Raw genomic sequence first — 19,906 nt, 5'->3', positions numbered from 1 at the left:
ATTACGACCTTTTGCATTCAAACTCGCACCGATCGGGCCGGCCCTTCCAGGGACAACCGCTGGCGCCATAGCCTCCCTGCCGATGGCAAGGGGGTGGAGGACCGGCACAACCACCCCCAGATCACAGCTGTGACGGCTGCGACCTTTACTTCAGCCTCTGGGGCCAAGCACCTCCATGCCGGCCCCGCGCAACCAGGTTTCCACTTTCTTCCTTGCATTCGTGACGATCTGATCGGCCTGATCCGAATCATCGTTCCACATCTCCAGCATGATCCGCCCCGACCAGGACTGCCGGGCCAGCTCGGCGAAAGCCGTGGGAAAATCGGCGCAGCCTTCGCCCATGGTGATCCGACGCGGCTGCCCCGGGAGCACATCCTTGACATGGATGGCCAGCATTCTGCCGGCTCCAGCCCTGAGCTCAGCCACGGCATCCAGCTCCTGCTCATAAAGGTTGCCGATATCCGGGTACATGCTCAACCAGGAGGACCCGACCTGGTCGCAGATGGACAGCCCCCTGGTGATGGAGGTGATGTCATTGCCGTCCACATTCTCTATGCCCAGCATGACGCCGGCCTGGGCCGCATACTCAGCTGCCTTGGCCAGAACCTCCACATACCTGGCGCGCTGGTCGGGATCAGGGTTCTCGTAGTAGGCGTAGTAACCGGCTACCTGAATCAGGGGAATGCCCGCCTCATGAGCCAGATCGATTGCCTTGAGGAAGATCTCGTAGGCCTGACGGCGGATGGCCGGATCGGCCGAGCCGGGGCCCACCTTGCGGTGGCAGCTCAGGCAGATCCCTCCGACCTGGACGCCCTGGCGGTCAGCGGCCTGGCGGAAGGCGGAAGCCTGGGCAGCCGTCCAGTCCAAGCGGGCCATCCGCTTGTCGCTTTCGTCAATGGACAGATCCATGAAGGTGAACCCATCGGCCGCCACCTGGGACATGAACGCATCCCAATCATCCGGCTCGGCGGGGGACTTCAGGGCCTTCTCATAGATGCCTAGGGTTACGCTGCCACTCATTGCGGCCACACCCTGCCGATGGTCTCCCGCAGCTCGGTCGCAGCGGCCAGTGGGTCGTCAGCCTTGACAATGCCTCGACCCGAGATCACCACTCCAACGGGGACTCCTTGGAAGAAGGGCAGATCCTTGGCCGTAACCCCGCCGGTCACAGTGACCTTGAAGCCCATCTGATGCAGCTGGCGGATGCGGTCCTTGTCGTCCTCCCCCCAGGTCAGCTTTCCGGCCGCTTCAGCGTCGCGGGAACGGTGGACGATGACCTGGGTGGCTCCAAGTCGCCGCCATTCGCGCGCCTGCTCGGGATCGTAGGTCTCGCCAAGCTCAATCTGGACCTCGCCGCCGAACTCCTGGGCCACCTTGACCACCTGCTCGACCGTGGTCATGCTGGCGCCGGCGACCACCGAAACCCAGCTGGCACCCGCTTCGAAGCAGGCGCGGGAGATGACCGCTCCGGCCTCGGCGATCCTGACATCAGCCAGGATGGTCTTATTGGGATAGAGGGCACGGATCTCGCGCACGGCCCTCAGCCCTTCGGCGATGATCAGGACGGTTCCGCACTCGATGACGTCGACCTGGCTGACGGCCGCGTTCAGGGGCCTCAGGGCCGAAGGCATGTCAAAGGTGTCCAGCGCGATCTGCAGCTGGGGGCGTTCCAGGGTCTTGTCTGCTGCCATTGCGCTCAGGCCTCCTTACGGAAGGAGAAGAAGTTGTGGGCGTTGCGGATGAGCAGCTTGTCCACATAGTCGGGATCGAAGCCTTCGGCGATCATGCGGGGACCGTCCACCGCCGGGTTGTAGTCCACACCGCTCACAGAGCCGTAGACCTTCTGGTAGGAGCGCTTGCCGGAGTCCGTGCCCAGGAGGATCCGGTCCTCATAGCCGTCTTTCTTGAAAGCCTTGAGCTCCATCATCCTGTTGGAATCGGGCTGATACTTGATCCTGTTGGTGCCGTCGATCTCCAGATAGACGCCCAGATCCAGGATCTCCTCCAGGTAGTAGACATCAGCGTTGCGCTGAATGTGGCCGATGGCGATCTGGTCGGCGGGGACCCCCAGTCCGATCAGGGTCTGGGCCTGTTCCAGACCACAGGTTCCATAGGTGGTGTGCGTGTTGATGGGCGCGCCGGTCTCGATGGCCGCCTTGGCAGCCGCCTCCATGCACTTGTGCTCGAAGGGCGTGATCTCTCCGTAAGCAGTGCCGATCTTGATGACGCCTGCCTTATAGGGGCTGCGATCCACCAAGGGACCGGTGTAGTCGTTGCGGTCGATGCCCTCGCGGATATCGGCGATGACCAGGTCGGCGATCTGATCCACGCTGTAGCGGTTGATCCAATGGGACTGGGTCTCCAGGTAGACATGCTCACGATGGAAGCCGGTGGCTCCGATGATCTGCAGATTCTCCACCGAGCGGGCCACCTCGGCCAGCTTCTCGATGTCACGGCCGCAGTTGATGGGGCACATATCCACCACGGTGCCGCCCTGCTTGCTCCACTTCAGCGAAGCCTTGGCAAAATAGCCGGCCTCGGTCTCTGCCTTCTCGACCGAATCCAGTTGATGGTCCTTGTCCAGGTAGACCTCACCGGCTCCGACCCGGATCAGATGGTCGTGGCTGTTGACTACGCCAAGCGTGCTCGGGTCGACATCTCCCAGAATGGTTCGTGCGAATGCCATGTGAACTCCTTTGTTGTTTGTACTTTGCGACTTCGCGGCACCGGTCTTCAGGCTCTTCCTCCCAGTGCCTTTGACAGGAGACAGACTATGTGAGCAGTAAATAAACAACAAGGATATTGATGAACATATGTACTTGAACCATGGGTTAAAACCCAGATAGATTGCATTTTTACCCATGAAAACAAGTATTTTTCGACACTTAAAGGCAAATAAGCAGTTTTTACTGAGTCTGATAAAATGTACATATGTTCAGCGATTTACAGATGATGACCACTTCGGATGCCCGCAAGCGGGTTCAGCTGCTTCTTCGCATAGCCCGCATGTACTACCAGGATCACATGCTGCAGTCCCAGATCGCCGAAGCGACAGGCTATTCCCGCCCCTCCGTCTCCCGAATGCTGAAAGAGGCCCAGGAGCGAGGGCTGGTAAGGATCTCCATCGAGAATCCATTGGAACGGCTTGAAGACCTGGAGTCCAGGCTGATCCGACAATTCAATCTCCGTTGCGCGCGGGTCTCGGAGCCACCGCAGGGATGCACCGGGTATGATGTCGTGCCCCGAAGCGCGGCGTCTCTCCTGGTTGAGCAGACCAGGCCCGACTCTTTGATAACCGTCTCCAATGGCAACGCGGTCGCCTACACGGTTCGCGAAGTTCCTCTGCAAAACTGGACAAAGTCCAAGGTTGTGCAGATGATCGGCTCCCTGTCGCCGACCAATCCCATGACAGACTCACCGGAGATATGCCGCATGCTGGCCCAACGACTGGGTGGCAGCTATTCCACGCTGCCAGTGCCCATGATCCTGTCTTCAACCCCTGTGGCTGAAGCCATGCGCAAAGAACGCCAGATAGCCGACACCCTGACCCTGGGCGGACATGCCGACGTTGCGGTGGTGGGAGTGGGATCGGTCAAAGCTGGAAGATCAGGGCACATTTTCAAGGACTACGAAAATGCGGCCTTCATCAAGGAGGTGACCGAGCTCAAGGCTGTAGGACACATCTGCGGACACCACATCGATGCCCAGGGCCGCCACATCCGAACCAGCCTGTGCGAACGCACTATATCGATTGAATTCGAACGCCTGAAGCGGATCCCCCTGGTCATAGGCGTGGCCTGGGGGCCGCAAAAAGTCGCCAGCATCCTTGCCTGTCTGCGGGCCGGGCTTATCTCAGCACTGGCCACCGACCGCGATACGGCCCAGGGGATACTTGAGCTGGATCGACGGCAGAGGGGATCAGGCGGACCAGCCTCACAGGTTTCGAGCCGAGCAAAGGCCAAGCAGGGCTGACCCTACATGAAAGCCATCAGGCAGACGGGGCCTGGCAGAGCCGGTCATCCCATGCTCAGGAGATGCACAGGACACTTTGGGCATGCCACGCAATCAGCCCAGATGCGCAATCAGATCCTGTCGGCGAAGTGCTTGCGGGCGATCAGCTCGGCGATCTGCACGGCGTTGAGGGCGGCTCCCTTGCGCAGGTTGTCATTGGCCACGAACATGGACAATCCCCTCTTGCCCTCCACAGCCTGGTCCTGGCGGATGCGGCCCACGAAACTGGGGTCCTTCCCGGCGGCGTCCAGAGGAGTGGGTATATCCGCAAGACTTACTCCAGGAGCCTTGGACAGCAGGTCGCGGGCCTGATCTGGGGTGACGTCGTGCTCGAACTCGGCGTTGATGCTCATGCCATGGGCTGTGAAGACCCCTACCCGCACGCAGGTGCAGGAGGCGGCCAAATCAGGCAGGTGCAGGATCTTGCGGCTCTCATTGCGCAGCTTCTGCTCCTCGTCGGTCTCCCCGCTGCCGTCATCGACCAAGTCGCCTATAAAAGGAACGGCGTTGAAGGCGATGGTGCGCACCACCTTGGTGGGCGGTGGGAACTCGATGGCCGATCCGTCGAAGACCAGTCGGTCGGCACCCTGCTCCACGGCGGTTTTGGCCTCGTCACGCAGCTGGAGGACGCCGGCACGACCAGCCCCCGACACGGCCTGGTAGGAGGAGACGATCAGACGGCGCAGACCGTACGCCTTGGCCAAGGGGCTCAGCACCGGCATGCAGGCCATGGTGGTGCAATTGGGATTGGCCACGATCCGCCGTGGGATAAGATCCAGGTCCTCGGGGTTGACCTCGGACACCACCAGGGGGACCTCGGGATCCATCCGCCAATGGGAGGAGTTGTCGACCACGTAGGCTCCAGCCTCGGCGAAACGCGGGGCCCAGGTTCCTGAGGTCGAACCGCCGGCGGAGAAGATGGCCAAATCGATCCCGCTCAGGTCGGCCTGCTCAACATCCTCGACCATGATGGTCCTGTCACGCCAGCGCAGCTGCTCTCCGGCAGACCGCGACGAAGCCATGAATCGCAGGTCGGCCACAGGGAAGTCCCGTTCGTCCAGCATCCGGCGCATGACCATGCCTACCTGGCCGGTGGCGCCCAGAACGGCTACATTGATGCCACGGCGTCCGTTGCTCGCCAAATCAGCCTTATCCGTCATTGCTCTCTCCTCTCTGCTCAGCGACCCGTGCCGCCGTAAACGACCGCCTCGACCTGATCAGCATCCAAGTGGAAGGCCGTATGGATGGCCCGTACCGCCTCGTCCAGGTCCTGGATGGGCACCAGGGCGGAGATGCGGATTTCGGAGGTCGAGATCATGAGCACGTTGATATGTCGGTCACTTAAGGCCCGGAAGAAGGTGGCAGTGATGCCCGAATGGGTTTTCATCCCTACGCCTACCAGGGTCACCTTGCCCACCTCGGGATTGATGTCCACTGATCGGAACCCCAATTGCTCGCGGGAGTCATCCAACATGGGGACCACCTGATCAGCCTGAGCGGACGGGAGCGTGAAAGAGATGTCCACGGTGCCGGTAGCCGCCCCAGCCTGGACGATCATATCGATGTTGATGCCGCCCTCGGCAAGGATAGTGAAAAGCTGTGCGGCCACGCCAGGTCGGTCGGGCACGGCCCGCAGGCTGACCTGAGTTTCACTGCGGTCGTGGGCAACCCCTGAGATGATGGGTGACTCAGGGCCGTTCAGGTCCGGGAACAGGTCGCCCATGGATTCGCCGTTGGTCATTTCCTTCCTTCCGTCATATCCCGTCACCTGTCAGCGCGTGCGGCGGGGCGATCCGGCAGCTGGCCGGTCTCCAAATTGGGAATCTTGTCAGCATCGACATCGTCGGGCATGATCAGCGTGCCTGGGCGATGGGAAAAGGAACTGCGCACATGGATGGGCATGCGGAAGCGCTGGGCATACTCCACGCAGCGCAGGGCCAGCACCTTGGATCCGCCGGCCGCCATCTCCAGCATCTCCTCATATGAAATGCGGGCGATTCTACGGGCGGTGGGAACAATGCGCGGGTCGGCGGTGAAAACCCCGTCCACATCGGTATAGATCTCGCAGACATCCGCCTTGAGTGCCACGGCCAGGGCCACAGCCGAGGTATCCGAGCCGCCACGACCCAGGGTGGTGGCATCGCCGTCGGGGTTGACCCCCTGGAAGCCTGCCACAATCCCCACCTCGCCTCGGTCCAGGGCCTTCATGACTCGCTGGGGTCGGACATGGCGGATGTGGGCTGCGCCGTAGCGTGCATCAGTCATGAATCCCGCCTGCGAACCGGTGAAAGAATGGGCGCGCTCGCCTTGTGCATGGATGCTCATGGCCAGCAGGCTCATGGAGATGCGCTCCCCGGCCGTCATGAGCATATCCATCTCTCGGGCAGGAGGGTTGGAATCCACATCCATGGCCTGGTCAATCAGATCGTCAGTGGTGTCCCCCATAGCGGAAACCACCACAGCAATGTCATTGCCGGCGCGCTTGGTGTCAATAATGCGCTTGGCCACACGCTTGATGGAGTCCGAGTCAGCCACCGAGGACCCGCCATACTTCTGAACGATAAGTGCCACTGCTGTTCCATCCCGCGACGGTTAAGCCACTAGACCATCATCTGCAACATGTTGATTACATGGATTATACGAACGACACCGTTCTATCAGACCCCCTCCACCAATATGCGAAACATTGACGGCAGCCAGGGAGGCTGCGAATCAGTGACCGCAGGCCTTACAGATCGCGACGGCCGGATATTGCCCGGCCAAGGGTGATCTCGTCGGCATATTCCAGATCGCTGCCGACGGGCAGGCCGCTGGCCAGCCTGGTGACCCGCAGATCCAGAGGGCCCAGCAGCCGTCCCAGGTAGGTGGTGGTGGCTTCGCCTTCAATGTTGGGATCCAGGGCCAGCATGACCTCCTTGACCTGATCCGTGCCCAACCGTTTCAAAAGCTCGGGAATGCGCAGATCGCCGGGCCCGACGTTGGACATAGGGTCGATGGCCCCGCCCAGCACATGATAAAGGCCCCGGTATTCTCCGGTACGTTCGATGCTCATGACATCCTTGGGCTCCTCGACTACGCAGATGATGCTGCGGTCACGTCTCGGATCCTGGCAGATGGGACAGGGACTGGTCTCGCAGACATTGCCACAGATCTCGCAAAACCGGACCTTCTCCTTGGCTGCAACAATGGCATCGGCCAGATCCTGAGCACTGCGCCGATCGGCTCCCAGAATGTAGAAGGCAATGCGCTGCGCACCCTTGGGACCGATGCCCGGCAGTTGGGCAAAGGCGTCGATCAGCTCTTGAATGGCTCCATCATAGGTAGCAGCCATCATTCACCTCCCTGTCGTTGTGCCTGTTCCTGCCGGCGCCTTTGGACGTTGATCGGATTCTGGGGGTCGTCAGCAGCAAAGTCCTCCACCTTGGTCACGTCAAACAATTTGGTCAGTTCATCCTGGTTCATGGCATTGTCCGCCCCGAGCCTGGCATCGTCCATGGAATAGACATCGTCCTCTGGATCCACTGAAGGCCCTGAAGCCTGGGAGGAGACTGCAGCAGACGAGGCCCCATCCTGATCGGAACCACCGGAGGCCGGACTGGCGAAGCCTGCTGGCATCGCCCTGCCCTCAGCTCCAGAAGCCTTTGCCATTGCCTGGGGGCCATCCGAGCCACCGGCGGTACTCGAACCATGACCGTCACCCCGTCTGTCCGACGAGGTTGGGGTGCCAGTTGCCGCAGCCACATCTCCGGGAGCCGGCCCGGTCTCCAATGTCGAATTCGAGGTTGCAACCGAGGCGCTTCCCTGACCCGACGAATCAACCGACTTCGAAACTTCAAGCCCCTGATCCGAAGCTTCATGGCCTTGACTGTTGGAAGACTCCGCAAAGGCTGCGGTGCTGGTCCCGGAATCGGGCACGGCCCAAGGATCCGTGTCATCGCTCATGTCCGGCAGGGCCACCTTTTTGGACTCATGGTCTTTCTGGCCAGTGGATCCATCGCCGCCCTGATCAGGCTGCCAGGTCTTTTGCGGCGCATGAGCCGCTGGCATGGGGTGAGCCCAGGGATCATCGTCCGGCAACACCGTTGAAGCGGTCGAGCCGAAACCCGCCGCTGGAAGCGGTTTCGAAGACGACTGGACAGGGCCACCGACCGGGTGGTGAGCGTCGTCGGAGCTCCCGTCGCCTGAAGCTTCTCCAGGAGTGGACTTCCCGTCCGATGCCGATGCTCCGGCCCCACCATCATGACCGGCCGAGGCCGTCATCCCTCTAGGGGCATGCCCCTGCTCTGTGGCCGCATGAGGCATGACCGCCGCTCCAAGGTTCATGGTGGCTAAACCGGCTCGCGCTAGAGCCACCTCCTTCTTGACCTCTGCCCGGCGCTGGGGAGACATCCTGTTGACGGACTCCACAGTCTCACCGTTGGCAGCCGTCCCCGATGGGGCGATCATGGTGGACTGTCCGAACTCCTGGCGAGCGCGGACCATGACGATACGCGGCACCTTGGTCTCCCCGTCAACCGACTGTGCAGCCACGGCCATGGCGAAGGCATGCTGACTGAGTGGCCGGTCGAAGGTCATAGACAGCCGCTTGCGGCCGGAGGGGCCTGCTGTCATGGCTACGGTGGGCACCCGGTCTCGCACGACATACTGGCGGACCTCATCAGGCAGGGCAGCAACCAGGGCATCCCAGCGCTTATCCAGCTCTGTACCAGTCGGCACCTCGTTTGCCTGCCCTTGCGCAGTCTCCTGTTGTGCAGGCCGAGGTGTTTCCGCAGACCGGGCGGGTCTGGAGGGACTGGATGGCCTAGCTTGTCCCTCCGCCTGTCCAGTCGGCCAGGAGGGAGCTTCCTTGCGCTCGGGTTGGATAGGATCAGAGCCGGAATGGGGCGACTGCTCTTCGCCCTCTCGCTGTCCATAAGCGGAGGAATCGGAACGAGAGCCGGCCATGGTCTGTGGCCCGGCAAAGGAGGCGGGCGCTGCAACAGATGGCGAGCCTGCCATGCTGGATTGTTCGGGGCGATCAGCGCCATCAGCACTGCCAGACTGCGATGCTGTGGACGGCCGACCGCTCCGCTGCGACCTGTCAGCGCCAATGAACCCGCCGCGGGCGGGCGCCGTGGCCGACCCGGAGGGGGAAGCTGCCCCTGCGGCCGATGCCTGCTCCATAGGTTCGCAGCCAATTGCCAGCAGCCTGGCGGCCAGCAGCTCCAAGCGCATCCTGGGTGAAGTGGCCCCGTTCATTCCCGCCAGCGCATCGTTGATGATGCCGGCCATTCTGGTCAGGATCTGCAGATCCAAAGCATCCGCCTGCCGATGCAGATCGGCCACCTGGTCGTCGTCGGCATCTTCGCTAAGCACGCTTTCAGCCCGGTCACCCGCCAGCTTGAGCACCAGCAGGTCGCGGACATGGGCCAGCAGATCCTCGACGAAGCGCTGGGACTCGAACCCGCCGACGACCACCTTTTGGATGACCCCGTAGAGGCCAGCACCATCGTGGTCGATCAGCGTATCCACAGCTTCGCCGATCAGTGCGGCAGGAGTGAACCCCAGCAGAGCTACAGCCGTATCATAGGCGATGGTGTGCTCGTCAGCGCCTACCATGAGCTGATCCAACACAGAAAGGGTGTCACGCACCGATCCGCCTCCAGCCCGCATGGCCAGTTTGAGGACACCGGGCTCGGCCTTGATGCCCTCCTTTTCGCAGATGCCCTCTAGATAAGGCCCCATGACCTCCTGGGGCACTAGGCGGAAGGGGTAATGGTGGGTGCGGGAGCGGATAGTGCCGATCACCTTCTCCGGCTCTGTGGTGGCGAAGATGAACATGACGTGTTCCGGCGGCTCCTCGACGATCTTCAGCAGGGCATTGAATCCTTGCTGGGTGACCATATGGGCCTCGTCCAAAATGAAGATCTTGTAGCGGTCACGCACAGGGGCAAAGCCTGCCCGCTCCCTGAGCTCCCTTGCATCGTCGACGCCGTTATGGCTGGCGGCGTCAATCTCCACCACGTCGATGGAACCGGGGCCTCCCGTGGCCAGATCCCTGCAGCTGTCACATTCGCCGCAGGGATGGCTGGTCGGTCCCTTGGCGCAGTTGACACAGCGGGCGAAAATCCGGGCACTGCTGGTCTTTCCACATCCCCTGGGACCGGAGAACAGGTAGGCATGGGTCAGCCGGTTCTCATCCAGAGCTCGGGTAAGGGGCACCGTGACCTGCTTCTGACCGATGATGCCGTCAAAAGTGTCAGGCCGATACCGCCGATAGAGTGCTAGTGCCATGGTTCAAGGCTATCCATTTCTTTAGACACGTTCGCTTTCCTTCCTAAGGCTTCTGGCCACGCTTCCTTTTCTCATTCACAGGGCTCGGGCCCTGCCCGGGCCGACTGGATCAGACGCGGCAGCATCGAGACTCCGGTGTCTACCCCCACCGAGACTTTCACGTCGCTGCCATCCACCTGGCAGTCTGTCAGGACCCCGCGGTTGAGACGGGCGACCCGGGAGGCCAGAGTACAGGGCTGCGCCTGTCCTTCGTCCAGGGCAGAAGCTGCAGCCAGAGCCGAGACATCGGCACCGGTGCGTGCACGCGTCCGGCAGATCATGAGATTGCCCAGCAGGGCCGCCAGAACCAGACCCAGGCCAACCAGAGCCATCAGCATGATGCCCAGAACCGTGCCGGAGCCAGGATCCGAACCCCCTAGCCATGAACCGGTACGCTCCGCGCGCGTCCTCCTGACATGTCCGAGCATGACTCATTCCTCCAATATGGCCACGGCATCGCCATGGACCTGTGCAGGCAGCACGCCCATCGGGCCGGAAACCACTGGGCATGACACCCTGACTGCCGTCTGCCCGGCCGATGGGCTCAACTGCACTTGAGCATGCGGACCGGCCATCCGGTGCACCAGCCCTTGGGGATCACCCTTGCCCCGGGTGACGATCAGATCCCTGGCAGCCGCGTTGGCTGCATCCTGACAGACCATGCCGATCCTGATCGTCTGGGTCAGCGTCAGCAGTAAGAGAGCCAGAACCATGACGGCGGGAAGCACGATGGCGAACTCGGCCGTTACCGTACCGGTATCGGATCGCCACCGTCGTCTCCACACGGACCGTCTCTCAGCCGACGACACTAAGCGCCTTCTTGACCAGACCCATCAGCAAAGTGCGCGTGGAAGAGGACTTGACAATGGCCAGCAATACACCAGCCAGCGTGGCAGCTGCCACCATGATCACAGCGTATTCAGCAGTGATGGCCCCCGATTCAGGCCTGGCCAGCACCACACTCATCCGCGCACGCAGGGCACTCGCTGCAGAGTCCATGGCTTGGCTGATGCGAACGTACAAAGCCGTTATGAACCGGTTGAAACGCTGCCTCATTCTTTGCAGCCACCGGGATCCGGCACCTACAGCAGGCCATGTCTCAGTTGGCACCAATTGTCCTCCTGCATGTCTGGCCTGCAGATGGAAGACCGTCGCAACCTCCTGTGAATATGTCATCGTTCTCACCTTTGCCTTTCCTTGTCTTCCCCGCCCCGGCGAATGGCCGTTCCTCAGGGAATCGGCATCCGGTACCTTTCACTGTGCCCGTTCCGGTCCGTCTCGGTCGCCTTATCGGATGCATGTGGACGAGCGGAGCTGAGTCGGCAGCCTGTGGACAACTGCCCATATGGGCTCCACCCTCAGGAAATCCCGCCTACGAAGGCCGCAATGCAGGGGATGACTCCGATCAGCACGAAGGCCGGCAGAATACACAGTCCGGTCGGCACCAGCAGCCTGACGGTTATCGCCGCTGCGGCCCGGGCCAGCACGCTGCGGGCATGGTGATCCAGCTGGCGCAGGGTCGTCTCGATACGCGTCAGAGGAGATGATCCCAAACGCCAGGAAGGCTCCAGACAGTCAGCCAGGACCTGCATGGACTGCCCATAATCAGGATCCCCGATCGCTCCCGACCAGGACAGATCCCATCCGTTGCCACGTCCGAGCAGGTGAGCCACGCGAACCATCCGAAGCCCATAAGGGCCTGGCAGCAGCCCACCAACCACACCCAGGGCCCTGGGCAGGGAGGCCCCCTGACGAACAGCGACTCCCAACAAGGCCAATACCAGGCTCAAGGATGGCGTGGAGACCTGCTCATCGGCTAATCGCCCACCCGGGCCGTCGGATTCCATAAGCAGAAAGGCCAGTATGCTTGACAGGGCGGCAATCAGTGGTTTCAGATCCATAGATCCTCCCTGCCCAGATCGTTCATCAGCAGATGTATCCAAACCAGACCAAAAACATAGAAGGCCGCCCCAAGGATCAGACATATGGTTCCCAGGCCTGGGCGGCATAGGAAGGACAACGGTCGCGCACCCATGAACTCTCCCATGATGATGGTCAGCAACGGCAAGGTTGACAGGAGACGGATCGTGGCCCTAGGCACAGCAAAGGCTTTTTCTCGCGCCTCATCCAGTGCCGCCCGCCGCCTCTGCATAGCTGCCACAGTCCGCAGCCCATCAGAAGCCCGGCAGCCCAGGATGGCGCTGAGACCATAACAGGCCATCAGAGCCTGGGCCATAATCGTCAGAGTCGGCCCCCGTTCCTGAGGCAGGCACCGGTTCTCCAGCATGGCCATGACACGTTCCCGCGTGACCTCCTGGGTGGCGAACCGCCGCCCGGATGCCTCCTCGAAAGCCTCTACCAGACCGCCTCCATTGTCGACATAGGCCAGCAGGGAAGTGACCAGCACCGCCAGGCCGGGCCTATCCGACTGTGCAGAGGGCCTGACTGACATGGCCTTCAGTCTCGCGGATGCGCTGCCGCTAGGCGCGAGCAAGACCAGACAGGCAATAGCCGTCATCATTGCAGCCAGCCAGGCTGCAGTCTCGTCATGCATAATCCACCTCAACTACGGAACGTTCGCCGGGGCGCTGGTCACAATGCCCCACCGCCTGGCGAACTTTGACCAGGCCGTTCCATACGTAGCGGCCCCTCGGCCTGTCCATGTACAGACGGCCTCCCCAAGAAGCCGGCCATCAGCTGCAGTTGTCAGTCGGCCAATTTGAGCGATATGTCTATGGCCGCCGGAACGTTCCAGATGGATAACAGCATCGAACGCCCCCTGCGCCAGAGCAGCCAGGGCCCTCGGCTGCAACCCCGCCAGCAACCCCAGAGTCGCCAGCCTGGCGGGAACGCGTTCCACATTGTCGGCATGCAGCGTTGCCATGCCGCCCCGATGACCGGAATTGAAAGCCCGCAGCAGATCAGCTATCTCCTCGCCACGACACTCGCCCAGGATGATCCGATCGGGCCGCATGCGCAATGTGGCTTTCACCAGATCGACCAGCCCAACACCCCCCGCCCCTTCAACGTTGGATTCTCTGACAGCCAAGGAAACCATATTCCCATGGCCAGCGATACGACCCAGTTCACGCACCTCCTCCACGACGACCAGCCGCTGCTCCCGTGGACACATGCCCAGCAGGGCCCGTAGGAGCGTGGTCTTACCTGCACCCGTGCCACCAGTCACTAGAATGCTGGCCCGATTGACCACCAGCGCCCGAAGGATGAAGAGCCAGCTGGCGGGACACAGCCCGGCAGCGGCCAGCTCCTCCAGGCTTGGCGGGTGTCTGTTGGGCAGTCTGATGGAAATGGCGGCACCCTCGGGAACAAGTGGGGCCAGCACGGCGTGGACTCTGATCCCCTCCCTGCTGGAAGCGTCAGCCATGGGCCGGGCATCGTCCAGGCGACGTCCCAGCTGAGCGCATAACTGCACGGCAAAGTCCCTCACAGCTCGAGGGCCTGCGAATCCAGGCCGAAGCAGGACCTCCTCCATGCCCGCGCCTCGGTCGATCCAGACATTGCCCTGCCCGGTCACTGCGATGTCAGTCACCGCAGGATCGTTCGTCAGCCCATCCAAGTATCCGAAAGTGGGCGGCTGATCGGAATCGTCGTCAGAGAATCGACCTTCATTGCTTTCCCCGCTTCCTATGATCATTTGACAGCCCCGGACCGAGCCGATTCGCGAGAAGAGATCCGTTCTTCTCTTCTTTCCCCTACGACGATCATTCCTGCGATCCGCTCAACCAGGGGATGAAGGGCCCGGGCATAAGCACGCGGCACCCGTTCCAGGCCACGCCCATCCAGAACGGATGCCGACAGCTTCGGTTGCGGCTTAAGAACCACATCCAGCGATCGGCCCAGAAACTCTTCCGCCTGCTCTGGGTCGACGCCATGACTGACCCGGTGCTGTGTGGGCATCATTCCAATCAGAGCCATGGGCGGCCTACATGAAATCAATGGATTGTCTCGGGCTCGATCACCAGCACCTCTGCTGCCGTTCAGGGCATGGAGAAGTGCCTTCGCCCGTGCAAGGCCCAGCACGGTCATGTCCACCATCAACAGCGAAGGCAGCCCTTTAAGCGAGCGCAGATTACCCAGACCCTGGCCCCGACCGGCATCAATCAGCAAGAGATCAGCAAATCCAGCCATTGCGCTGACTGCTGCATCCAGGTCCCACCAGCCCTGTGGCGGGGCACTCCATGGATCGTTGCTGAGCAGCGGGACGCCATCCCAGATCGGCAGTTCTTCACGGAGCGCCTGAGGATCCACCCGGCCCAGGGGCGCGTGGATTCGCCCAAGCCGCATGCCAGGCGCCCCCTCGATGCCGACCAGGACATCCATCCCTCCGCCATCCAGGTCCAGATCCACCAGAGCGCATGACAGGGCCATGTCCCGAAGCTGTTTGGCCATCAGAGCCGTCATGGTTGTCAGCCCAATTCCTCCCGAGGCCGAGAGAAAGACCAGACCGGTCACGGCGGACTCATATCCAGCATCTTCACCCACAATCCGCCGATCGGACAGGATGGGTTGCTCGAACCCAACGGCATCCTCGTCTTGCAGGCGACCTGATCCTGAGGATCCTGAAGAATCAAACCGTCGGACCGCGCCCGCCACTCTCCCTGGTCGGCGTTCCGGAGACAGCCCGACTGAATTAAAGGAGCGCGGAGTCCGTCCGAGCTCCCTTCCTTCCATGCCGCCGTTTATCCTCAGCGGTCTGCATATGCTCATTCCAGTCATGGCTACCAGTACACCCGCCCACTGGCATCAGCACCAGTCCCCGGAACGGATGTGGTCGAATGACCCTATGCCTCCACATCGCTTCGCCCTCTCTGTGCAAAAACGCATCAAGACCACGACACGCCTGAAACTGCAGCATTTTTGAGCCCATGCCCATGAAAGGCCACAGATGATCACACAGAAGCAACAGATTCCTCCAAACTTGGCGTATTCAGCCTGCCGCAATGCACGCAATCGCACAAAAGACCAAGCCGGCAGCCTTCCCCGCTCCAGCCGATGGACAGGCTTGCCAGCGGCCTGAAAACTGGCATAATGGCATATACAAGGACGGTTCGAGAACGCGGAAGCCCACAAAGTGTATGGCCACTAGGACCGATACGTTGGACGGGTGTATAAGACTTGACCGTTGCAACGATGATGTTGTGCAGAGATTCCATCTGGACCGACCTTGTGGGAACGGCCTCCTGCGGGGGGCCGTTCCTATTTATCCACAAGCGTTATCAACGATTGCAGAGGACGGCACCTGCGAATAAAGTGCTATGGTATGGTTCAGAAATTTGACGCACCCTCCAAGGCCTTGCTACGCAGCCAGATCGCGGAGCATATTGCCGAGACCGACGGCCAGGCACGGCATGTATCCAGGCACTCGGATCACCCGGTCTCGCCCTTGCCTGAGGACCGCTATTTCGACCGGGAGCTGAGCTGGCTCAAGTTCAACAAACGCGTGCTTGAACTGGCCGAAGACGAGAGCGTGCCCCTGCTGGAGCGCGCCAACTTCGCGGCCATCTTCGCCAGCAACCTCGATGAGTTCTTCATGGTCCGCGTGGCGGGTCTGAAGCGTCGCGTGGACACCGGCATCGCTGTGACGGCCGCCAGCGGAATGAGCCCCCGTCAACAACTGAGGGCCATCTCCGAGCAGGCGCACAAGCTGCAGGACGAGCATGCCCACTATGTCATCAACCACATTCTGCCGGATCTGGCCGCCGAAAGCATCATCCTGCTGAGCTGGACACAGCTGAGCAGCCAGGAGCAGGAACGGCTCACCAACTTCTTCCGTAATCAGGTCTTTCCGGTCCTGACCCCGCTGGCCGTCGACCCGGCCCACCCCTTCCCCTATATCTCGGGCAACTCGCTGAACCTGGCGGTCCTGGTGGAGAACCCGACCTCAGGCAAGACCCACTTCGCCCGCGTCAAGATTCCCGACAACCTCTCCCGTCTGGTTCCTGTGGACGATCTGACCGACGAAGAGGGCCGGGAGGAGCGCTACGGGTTCATCACCATGGAGAACCTGATCATCGCTCACCTGGAATACCTCTTCCCCGGCATGATCATCAAAGAGGCCCGTTCCTTCCGCGTCACCCGCAACGAAGACATTGACGTAGAAGAGGATGACGCAGAGAACCTGCTCAACGCCATGGAGAAGGAGCTGCTGCAGCGGCGGTTCGGACCGCCCATCCGCCTGGAGATTTCCGACTCCGCTTCTCCCTTCCTCTCACAGCTGCTGGCCAGCAAGCTCCGGGTCAACCAGGAGGAGGTCTATCGACTGCCCGCACCCTTGGACTGCACGGTCCTGTTCGAGCTGCAGTCCATCGATCGGGCCGACCTCAAGTTTCGCCCCTTCATTCCCACCACCAACCGGCAGATAGCCGAGGTGGAATCCAGCCAGGCCCAAGACATCTTCGCCGCCATCCGCGAGCATGACATCCTCCTTCACCACCCCTATGACTCCTTCTCCACCTCGGTCCAGGCCTTCCTGGAGCAGGCGGCGGCCGATCCGCGAGTGCTGGCCATCAAGCAGACCCTCTACCGAACCTCGGGCAACTCGCCCATCATCAACGCCCTGGTGGATGCCGCTCACGCCGGCAAGCAGGTCCTGGCCCTGGTAGAGATCAAAGCCCGGTTTGACGAGGAGGCCAACATCGCCTGGGCTCGTCAGCTGGAGCGAGCCGGCGTCCATGTGGTCTATGGAATCGTGGGGCTCAAGACCCACTGCAAACTTTCCCTGGTGGTCCGTCAGGAGCAGGACGGCCTGCGTCGTTACTGCCACGTAGGCACCGGCAACTACAACCCCAAGACCGCCCGCCAGTACACCGACCTGGGTCTGCTCACCTGTGATCCGGTGGTGGGACAGGACCTGACACGGCTTTTCAACCAGCTGTCAGGCTATGCGCCCAAGTCATCCTTCCACCGCCTATTGGTAGCCCCGCGCACGGTTCGCTCCGGGCTGCTGCAGCGGATCGCCCGCGAGGAAGAGACTGCCCTGAACGGCAAGCCTGCATGGATACGAATCAAGGTCAATTCCTTGGTGGACGAAAAGATCATCGACGCCCTCTACCGGGCCAGCCAGGCGGGGGTCCGCATCGACATCGTGGAGCGCGGCATCTGCGCCCTGAAGCCAGGCGTGCCCGGGCTGAGTGAGAACATCCGAGTCCACTCCATCCTGGGACGGTTCCTGGAGCACAGCCGTATCTTCGCCTTCGCCAACTCCCAGGGCCCCCAGATCGGCGAGGGTCCCCTGGCCGGTCCAGAAGTCTGGATAGGCTCTGCCGACCTGATGCACCGCAACCTGGACCGCCGTGTGGAGGCGCTGGTCCGGATCACTGCGCCCGAGCAGGTGCAGGGACTGATCGACTATGTGGATCTGCAGATGGCTGACACCACCAGTTCCTGGCACATGCAGCCCGACGGCACCTACGTGCGCCACAGCCGGGATGACCAGGGCAAGCCTTTGGTCGACTCGCAGGAGTACCTGATCGACCGCCACGCCCGAACCCCCAGGGCCAGGCGATGATGATGCGCCTCCAGGCCGGCAGGTCCGCCGCCGAGGTGGACGATCGGGATGGCATCCGGCCATGAGCAGGACGGTCGAAGCAGCCGGAGCCATTCTCTACCGGTGGCGCACAAGCTTCCAGGGCTGGATGAAATTCAGCGACGACGGCCGGGCAGCCCCGGGAGCCAGCCCACGCTCCGACCTTGATGAGCTGGAGCTCTGCCTGGTCCATCGCCCCAAGTATGACGACTGGAGCTGGCCCAAGGGCAAGCTGGAGAATCGTGAGACCCACATGCGGGCGGCCGTGCGCGAGGTGGGCGAGGAGACAGGCTGTCTTGTCCGGCTGGGGCCATACCTGGGAGATGCCGAATATCCCCTGAACAACGAGGGCCGACGCCGGGGCGGCAAGGGCGGCAGGCTCAAACATATCTGCTACTGGATGGCCACGCCGACCGACTCGGAACACGCCGCCGGTCAGAGCGCGCTGCTGGGTCCCATCCACCGGCCTGATTCCAGGGAAGTCGACCAGATACGATGGGTCGGAGCCTCCGAAGCCCGCAAACTATTGACCCACCCCAGCGACAGAACCATATTGGACGCCTTCGTGGATCGGGTGGAGCAGGGTGGCATCCGGGCCCGTCAGTTGATCATCGTCCGCCACGGCAAGGCAGTGGCACGCAAGGAGTGGACAGGCAAGGATGCGAATCGTCCTCTGACCCCCAGAGGCGCCGGCACCTCCTATGCCCTGGCTCGGGAGCTGGCCTGCTTCGCGCCCGACCGCCTCCTGTCCTCACCCTGGATCCGCTGTGTGCAGACGTTGCGACCCTACGCCGACGAGGTAGGCCTGCCCATGGAGATGGTGGCCTGCCTGACGGAGTCCTCCTACCACCGACGCCCGGAACAGGCCCACAGCTGGTTGGACAGGCAGATGGCCGACCTGCTGACAGGCAACCGAACTACTATGATCTGCATGCATCGCCCGGTCCTGGGCGGCATATTCGAAAAGCTTCGCGGGCTGTGCTCCAGCGGATCACTGTCCAAACGGCTGCCCGACGACTCCCCTTTCATGCCCACCGGCAACGCCGTCGCCCTCAGTCTGACCGGCGACCCCAATCATCCGACCATCATCGACATACAGAAGGTGACTCCCATTGTCTACTGACAGCAACTCCAGAATCGGCTCATCCTCAATCCGATCCTCCCGCACGGGATTTGTGGCATCCGGCACCGGAGCATCCAGGCCCTCACGCCCAGGCCAGCTGGACCCGGCCATCGCCGACCAGCTCTCCGGAGGCATGGATCCGCAGCAGATCAGCGAGATGAGCCACGTGTCTGCAGCCTCCCTGCTGGACCGGGTCCACCACAGCGCCGACCCCGTCATCGTAAAACGGGTTCTGACCCTGGTGGACCGCGAAGGCGTGGATGTCGTGGCCGAGCTCTGGAGCGACAGCGACCCCGACTCCCTGCCTGGCATCCTATGGCGGCTCTACATGCTTCGCAGCTGGATGCGTAAGGACGCTGACGGTATCAGTCGTCTGTGGCGGCTGGGAGAACCCACCGACACCGCCGCATCAGCCATCGCCGGCGTGGACCAGGCGCCGGAGGCCGATGACATCATCCGAACCGCAGACTCCATCCTCTCCGGAGCCTTCACCGGCGACTTCGCCATAGCCCTGGAACGGGCCGGAGCCTTCTGTGACGTGATCGCTCGCGGCATCAAGACCACCATTCGGGATGCCCAGAGCCGACAGCTGGACGGTCAGGAAGCTAAGGAGGTCGACGCGGCACAGCGCACGGTCAACTCCCTCAATCAGACGGCCCGTGACTTCATGCGGGGCGCATCACTCTGGCGGCGGGGACGGCTGGAGTAGAACCCGCCACCCTTTCAAGCCGGAAGCGTAAGCGCGCCGTGAGCGCAGATCAGGCCCGGCATGCCCTACAATGGGGACTGCGCCGGACCATGGCTAAGCCCCGGGCTCCGTTTGTTGCCGCTGCGAGCGGCGTTTGCGCCGACAGGCGCTTGCATGGTTCGGCGTTTTCATTTCCATTCCCAAATCGAAGGCAGCATGGCTTGCC

At 62.0% G+C, this 19,906-nt stretch carries 19 protein-coding genes; 4 read left to right on the top strand and 15 right to left on the bottom strand.

Annotated features, from left to right (window positions below):
- Positions 1-150 precede the first annotated feature (150 nt).
- The 3 genes from ACUIAH_RS07000 to ACUIAH_RS06990 are packed head-to-tail and all read right to left on the bottom strand — an operon-like array spanning position 151 to position 2,686.
- Positions 151-1,020, bottom strand: coding sequence for an L-ribulose-5-phosphate 3-epimerase (locus ACUIAH_RS07000; protein ID WP_445340802.1), 870 nt, complete (start codon positions 1,018-1,020; stop codon positions 151-153).
- Positions 1,017-1,691 carry a 3-keto-L-gulonate-6-phosphate decarboxylase UlaD gene (locus ACUIAH_RS06995; protein WP_024626967.1) on the bottom strand — a complete coding sequence of 225 codons (675 nt, stop codon included), beginning with the start codon at positions 1,689-1,691 and terminating at the stop codon, positions 1,017-1,019. Before ACUIAH_RS06995 ends, ACUIAH_RS07000 begins: the two co-directional genes overlap by 4 nt.
- A gap of 5 nt (positions 1,692-1,696) precedes the next feature.
- Entirely contained in the window at positions 1,697-2,686 is a 990-nt protein-coding gene (locus ACUIAH_RS06990) for a phosphotriesterase family protein (RefSeq protein WP_024626968.1), read from the bottom strand.
- A gap of 245 nt (positions 2,687-2,931) precedes the next feature.
- On the opposite strand from ACUIAH_RS06990, the gene ACUIAH_RS06985 reads away from it, so the two are divergent.
- Positions 2,932-3,972, top strand: coding sequence for a sugar-binding transcriptional regulator (locus ACUIAH_RS06985; RefSeq protein ID WP_313838521.1), 1,041 nt, complete (start codon positions 2,932-2,934; stop codon positions 3,970-3,972).
- A gap of 110 nt (positions 3,973-4,082) precedes the next feature.
- Here the strand turns inward: ACUIAH_RS06985 and ACUIAH_RS06980 are convergent, their stop codons facing one another.
- From ACUIAH_RS06980 to ACUIAH_RS06925, 12 genes are all read right to left on the bottom strand, one after another.
- Entirely contained in the window at positions 4,083-5,171 is a 1,089-nt protein-coding gene (locus ACUIAH_RS06980) for an aspartate-semialdehyde dehydrogenase (RefSeq protein WP_445340801.1), read from the bottom strand.
- A 17-nt stretch (positions 5,172-5,188) separates the two neighbouring features.
- Positions 5,189-5,752 (bottom strand): ACT domain-containing protein, encoded by a 564-nt coding sequence (locus ACUIAH_RS06975; protein ID WP_015022547.1) that lies wholly within the window; start codon positions 5,750-5,752, stop codon positions 5,189-5,191.
- Positions 5,753-5,775: 23 nt separating this feature from the next.
- Positions 5,776-6,582 (bottom strand): aspartate kinase, encoded by an 807-nt coding sequence (locus ACUIAH_RS06970; protein WP_082067745.1) that lies wholly within the window; start codon positions 6,580-6,582, stop codon positions 5,776-5,778.
- Positions 6,583-6,739: 157 nt separating this feature from the next.
- Positions 6,740-7,342 carry a recombination mediator RecR gene (gene recR, locus ACUIAH_RS06965; protein WP_015022549.1) on the bottom strand — a complete coding sequence of 201 codons (603 nt, stop codon included), beginning with the start codon at positions 7,340-7,342 and terminating at the stop codon, positions 6,740-6,742.
- Positions 7,342-10,284, bottom strand: a complete 2,943-nt coding sequence (locus tag ACUIAH_RS06960) for a DNA polymerase III subunit gamma and tau (RefSeq protein ID WP_445340800.1) — start codon at positions 10,282-10,284, stop codon at positions 7,342-7,344. Before ACUIAH_RS06960 ends, recR begins: the two co-directional genes overlap by 1 nt.
- Before the next feature lie 71 nt (positions 10,285-10,355).
- Positions 10,356-10,751 (bottom strand): Rv3654c family TadE-like protein, encoded by a 396-nt coding sequence (locus ACUIAH_RS06955; RefSeq protein ID WP_306221431.1) that lies wholly within the window; start codon positions 10,749-10,751, stop codon positions 10,356-10,358.
- A gap of 3 nt (positions 10,752-10,754) precedes the next feature.
- A complete protein-coding gene (locus tag ACUIAH_RS06950) occupies positions 10,755-11,108 on the bottom strand; it encodes a TadE/TadG family type IV pilus assembly protein (RefSeq protein ID WP_198183162.1) in 354 nt (117 codons plus the stop codon).
- Positions 11,109-11,118: 10 nt separating this feature from the next.
- Positions 11,119-11,499, bottom strand: coding sequence for a DUF4244 domain-containing protein (locus ACUIAH_RS06945; protein WP_445340799.1), 381 nt, complete (start codon positions 11,497-11,499; stop codon positions 11,119-11,121).
- 182 nt (positions 11,500-11,681) lie between these two features.
- A complete protein-coding gene (locus ACUIAH_RS06940; protein ID WP_045924948.1) occupies positions 11,682-12,224 on the bottom strand; it encodes a hypothetical protein in 543 nt (180 codons plus the stop codon).
- Entirely contained in the window at positions 12,215-12,877 is a 663-nt protein-coding gene (locus tag ACUIAH_RS06935; protein WP_445340798.1) for a hypothetical protein, read from the bottom strand. The genes ACUIAH_RS06940 and ACUIAH_RS06935 overlap by 10 nt, the downstream gene beginning before the upstream one ends.
- A gap of 12 nt (positions 12,878-12,889) precedes the next feature.
- On the bottom strand, positions 12,890-13,978 hold the full coding sequence (locus ACUIAH_RS06930; protein ID WP_445340797.1) for a CpaF family protein: 1,089 nt from the start codon (positions 13,976-13,978) through the stop codon (positions 12,890-12,892).
- Complete coding sequence (locus ACUIAH_RS06925; protein WP_445340796.1) at positions 13,975-14,937, bottom strand: ATPase; 963 nt, start codon at positions 14,935-14,937, stop codon at positions 13,975-13,977. The genes ACUIAH_RS06930 and ACUIAH_RS06925 overlap by 4 nt, the downstream gene beginning before the upstream one ends.
- A 667-nt stretch (positions 14,938-15,604) precedes the next feature.
- On the opposite strand from ACUIAH_RS06925, the gene ACUIAH_RS06920 reads away from it, so the two are divergent.
- From ACUIAH_RS06920 to ACUIAH_RS06910, 3 genes are all read left to right on the top strand, one after another.
- Positions 15,605-17,851 carry an RNA degradosome polyphosphate kinase gene (locus ACUIAH_RS06920; RefSeq protein ID WP_045924951.1) on the top strand — a complete coding sequence of 749 codons (2,247 nt, stop codon included), beginning with the start codon at positions 15,605-15,607 and terminating at the stop codon, positions 17,849-17,851.
- A gap of 61 nt (positions 17,852-17,912) precedes the next feature.
- Positions 17,913-18,992, top strand: a complete 1,080-nt coding sequence (locus ACUIAH_RS06915) for an NUDIX hydrolase (protein ID WP_306221439.1) — start codon at positions 17,913-17,915, stop codon at positions 18,990-18,992.
- A 13-nt stretch (positions 18,993-19,005) separates the two neighbouring features.
- Positions 19,006-19,701 carry a hypothetical protein gene (locus tag ACUIAH_RS06910; RefSeq protein WP_024626983.1) on the top strand — a complete coding sequence of 232 codons (696 nt, stop codon included), beginning with the start codon at positions 19,006-19,008 and terminating at the stop codon, positions 19,699-19,701.
- Positions 19,702-19,906: the final 205 nt, after the last annotated feature.

The sequence above is a fragment of the Bifidobacterium sp. ESL0820 genome, from assembly GCF_052606235.1.
This window is presented reverse-complemented; position numbering and strand designations above follow the sequence as displayed.

Coding starts and splice junctions, on each gene's coding strand:
- ACUIAH_RS07000 (WP_445340802.1), bottom strand. CDS start 1,020: ATGAGTGGCAGCGTAACCCTAGGCATCTATGAGAAGGCCCTGAAGTCC.
- ACUIAH_RS06995 (WP_024626967.1), bottom strand. CDS start 1,691: ATGGCAGCAGACAAGACCCTGGAACGCCCCCAGCTGCAGATCGCGCTG.
- ACUIAH_RS06990 (WP_024626968.1), bottom strand. CDS start 2,686: ATGGCATTCGCACGAACCATTCTGGGAGATGTCGACCCGAGCACGCTT.
- ACUIAH_RS06985 (WP_313838521.1), top strand. CDS start 2,932: ATGTTCAGCGATTTACAGATGATGACCACTTCGGATGCCCGCAAGCGG.
- ACUIAH_RS06980 (WP_445340801.1), bottom strand. CDS start 5,171: ATGACGGATAAGGCTGATTTGGCGAGCAACGGACGCCGTGGCATCAAT.
- ACUIAH_RS06975 (WP_015022547.1), bottom strand. CDS start 5,752: ATGACCAACGGCGAATCCATGGGCGACCTGTTCCCGGACCTGAACGGC.
- recR (WP_015022549.1), bottom strand. CDS start 7,342: ATGGCTGCTACCTATGATGGAGCCATTCAAGAGCTGATCGACGCCTTT.
- ACUIAH_RS06960 (WP_445340800.1), bottom strand. CDS start 10,284: ATGGCACTAGCACTCTATCGGCGGTATCGGCCTGACACTTTTGACGGC.
- ACUIAH_RS06955 (WP_306221431.1), bottom strand. CDS start 10,751: ATGCTCGGACATGTCAGGAGGACGCGCGCGGAGCGTACCGGTTCATGG.
- ACUIAH_RS06945 (WP_445340799.1), bottom strand. CDS start 11,499: ATGACATATTCACAGGAGGTTGCGACGGTCTTCCATCTGCAGGCCAGA.
- ACUIAH_RS06940 (WP_045924948.1), bottom strand. CDS start 12,224: ATGGATCTGAAACCACTGATTGCCGCCCTGTCAAGCATACTGGCCTTT.
- ACUIAH_RS06935 (WP_445340798.1), bottom strand. CDS start 12,877: ATGCATGACGAGACTGCAGCCTGGCTGGCTGCAATGATGACGGCTATT.
- ACUIAH_RS06930 (WP_445340797.1), bottom strand. CDS start 13,978: ATGATCATAGGAAGCGGGGAAAGCAATGAAGGTCGATTCTCTGACGAC.
- ACUIAH_RS06920 (WP_045924951.1), top strand. CDS start 15,605: ATGGTTCAGAAATTTGACGCACCCTCCAAGGCCTTGCTACGCAGCCAG.
- ACUIAH_RS06915 (WP_306221439.1), top strand. CDS start 17,913: ATGAGCAGGACGGTCGAAGCAGCCGGAGCCATTCTCTACCGGTGGCGC.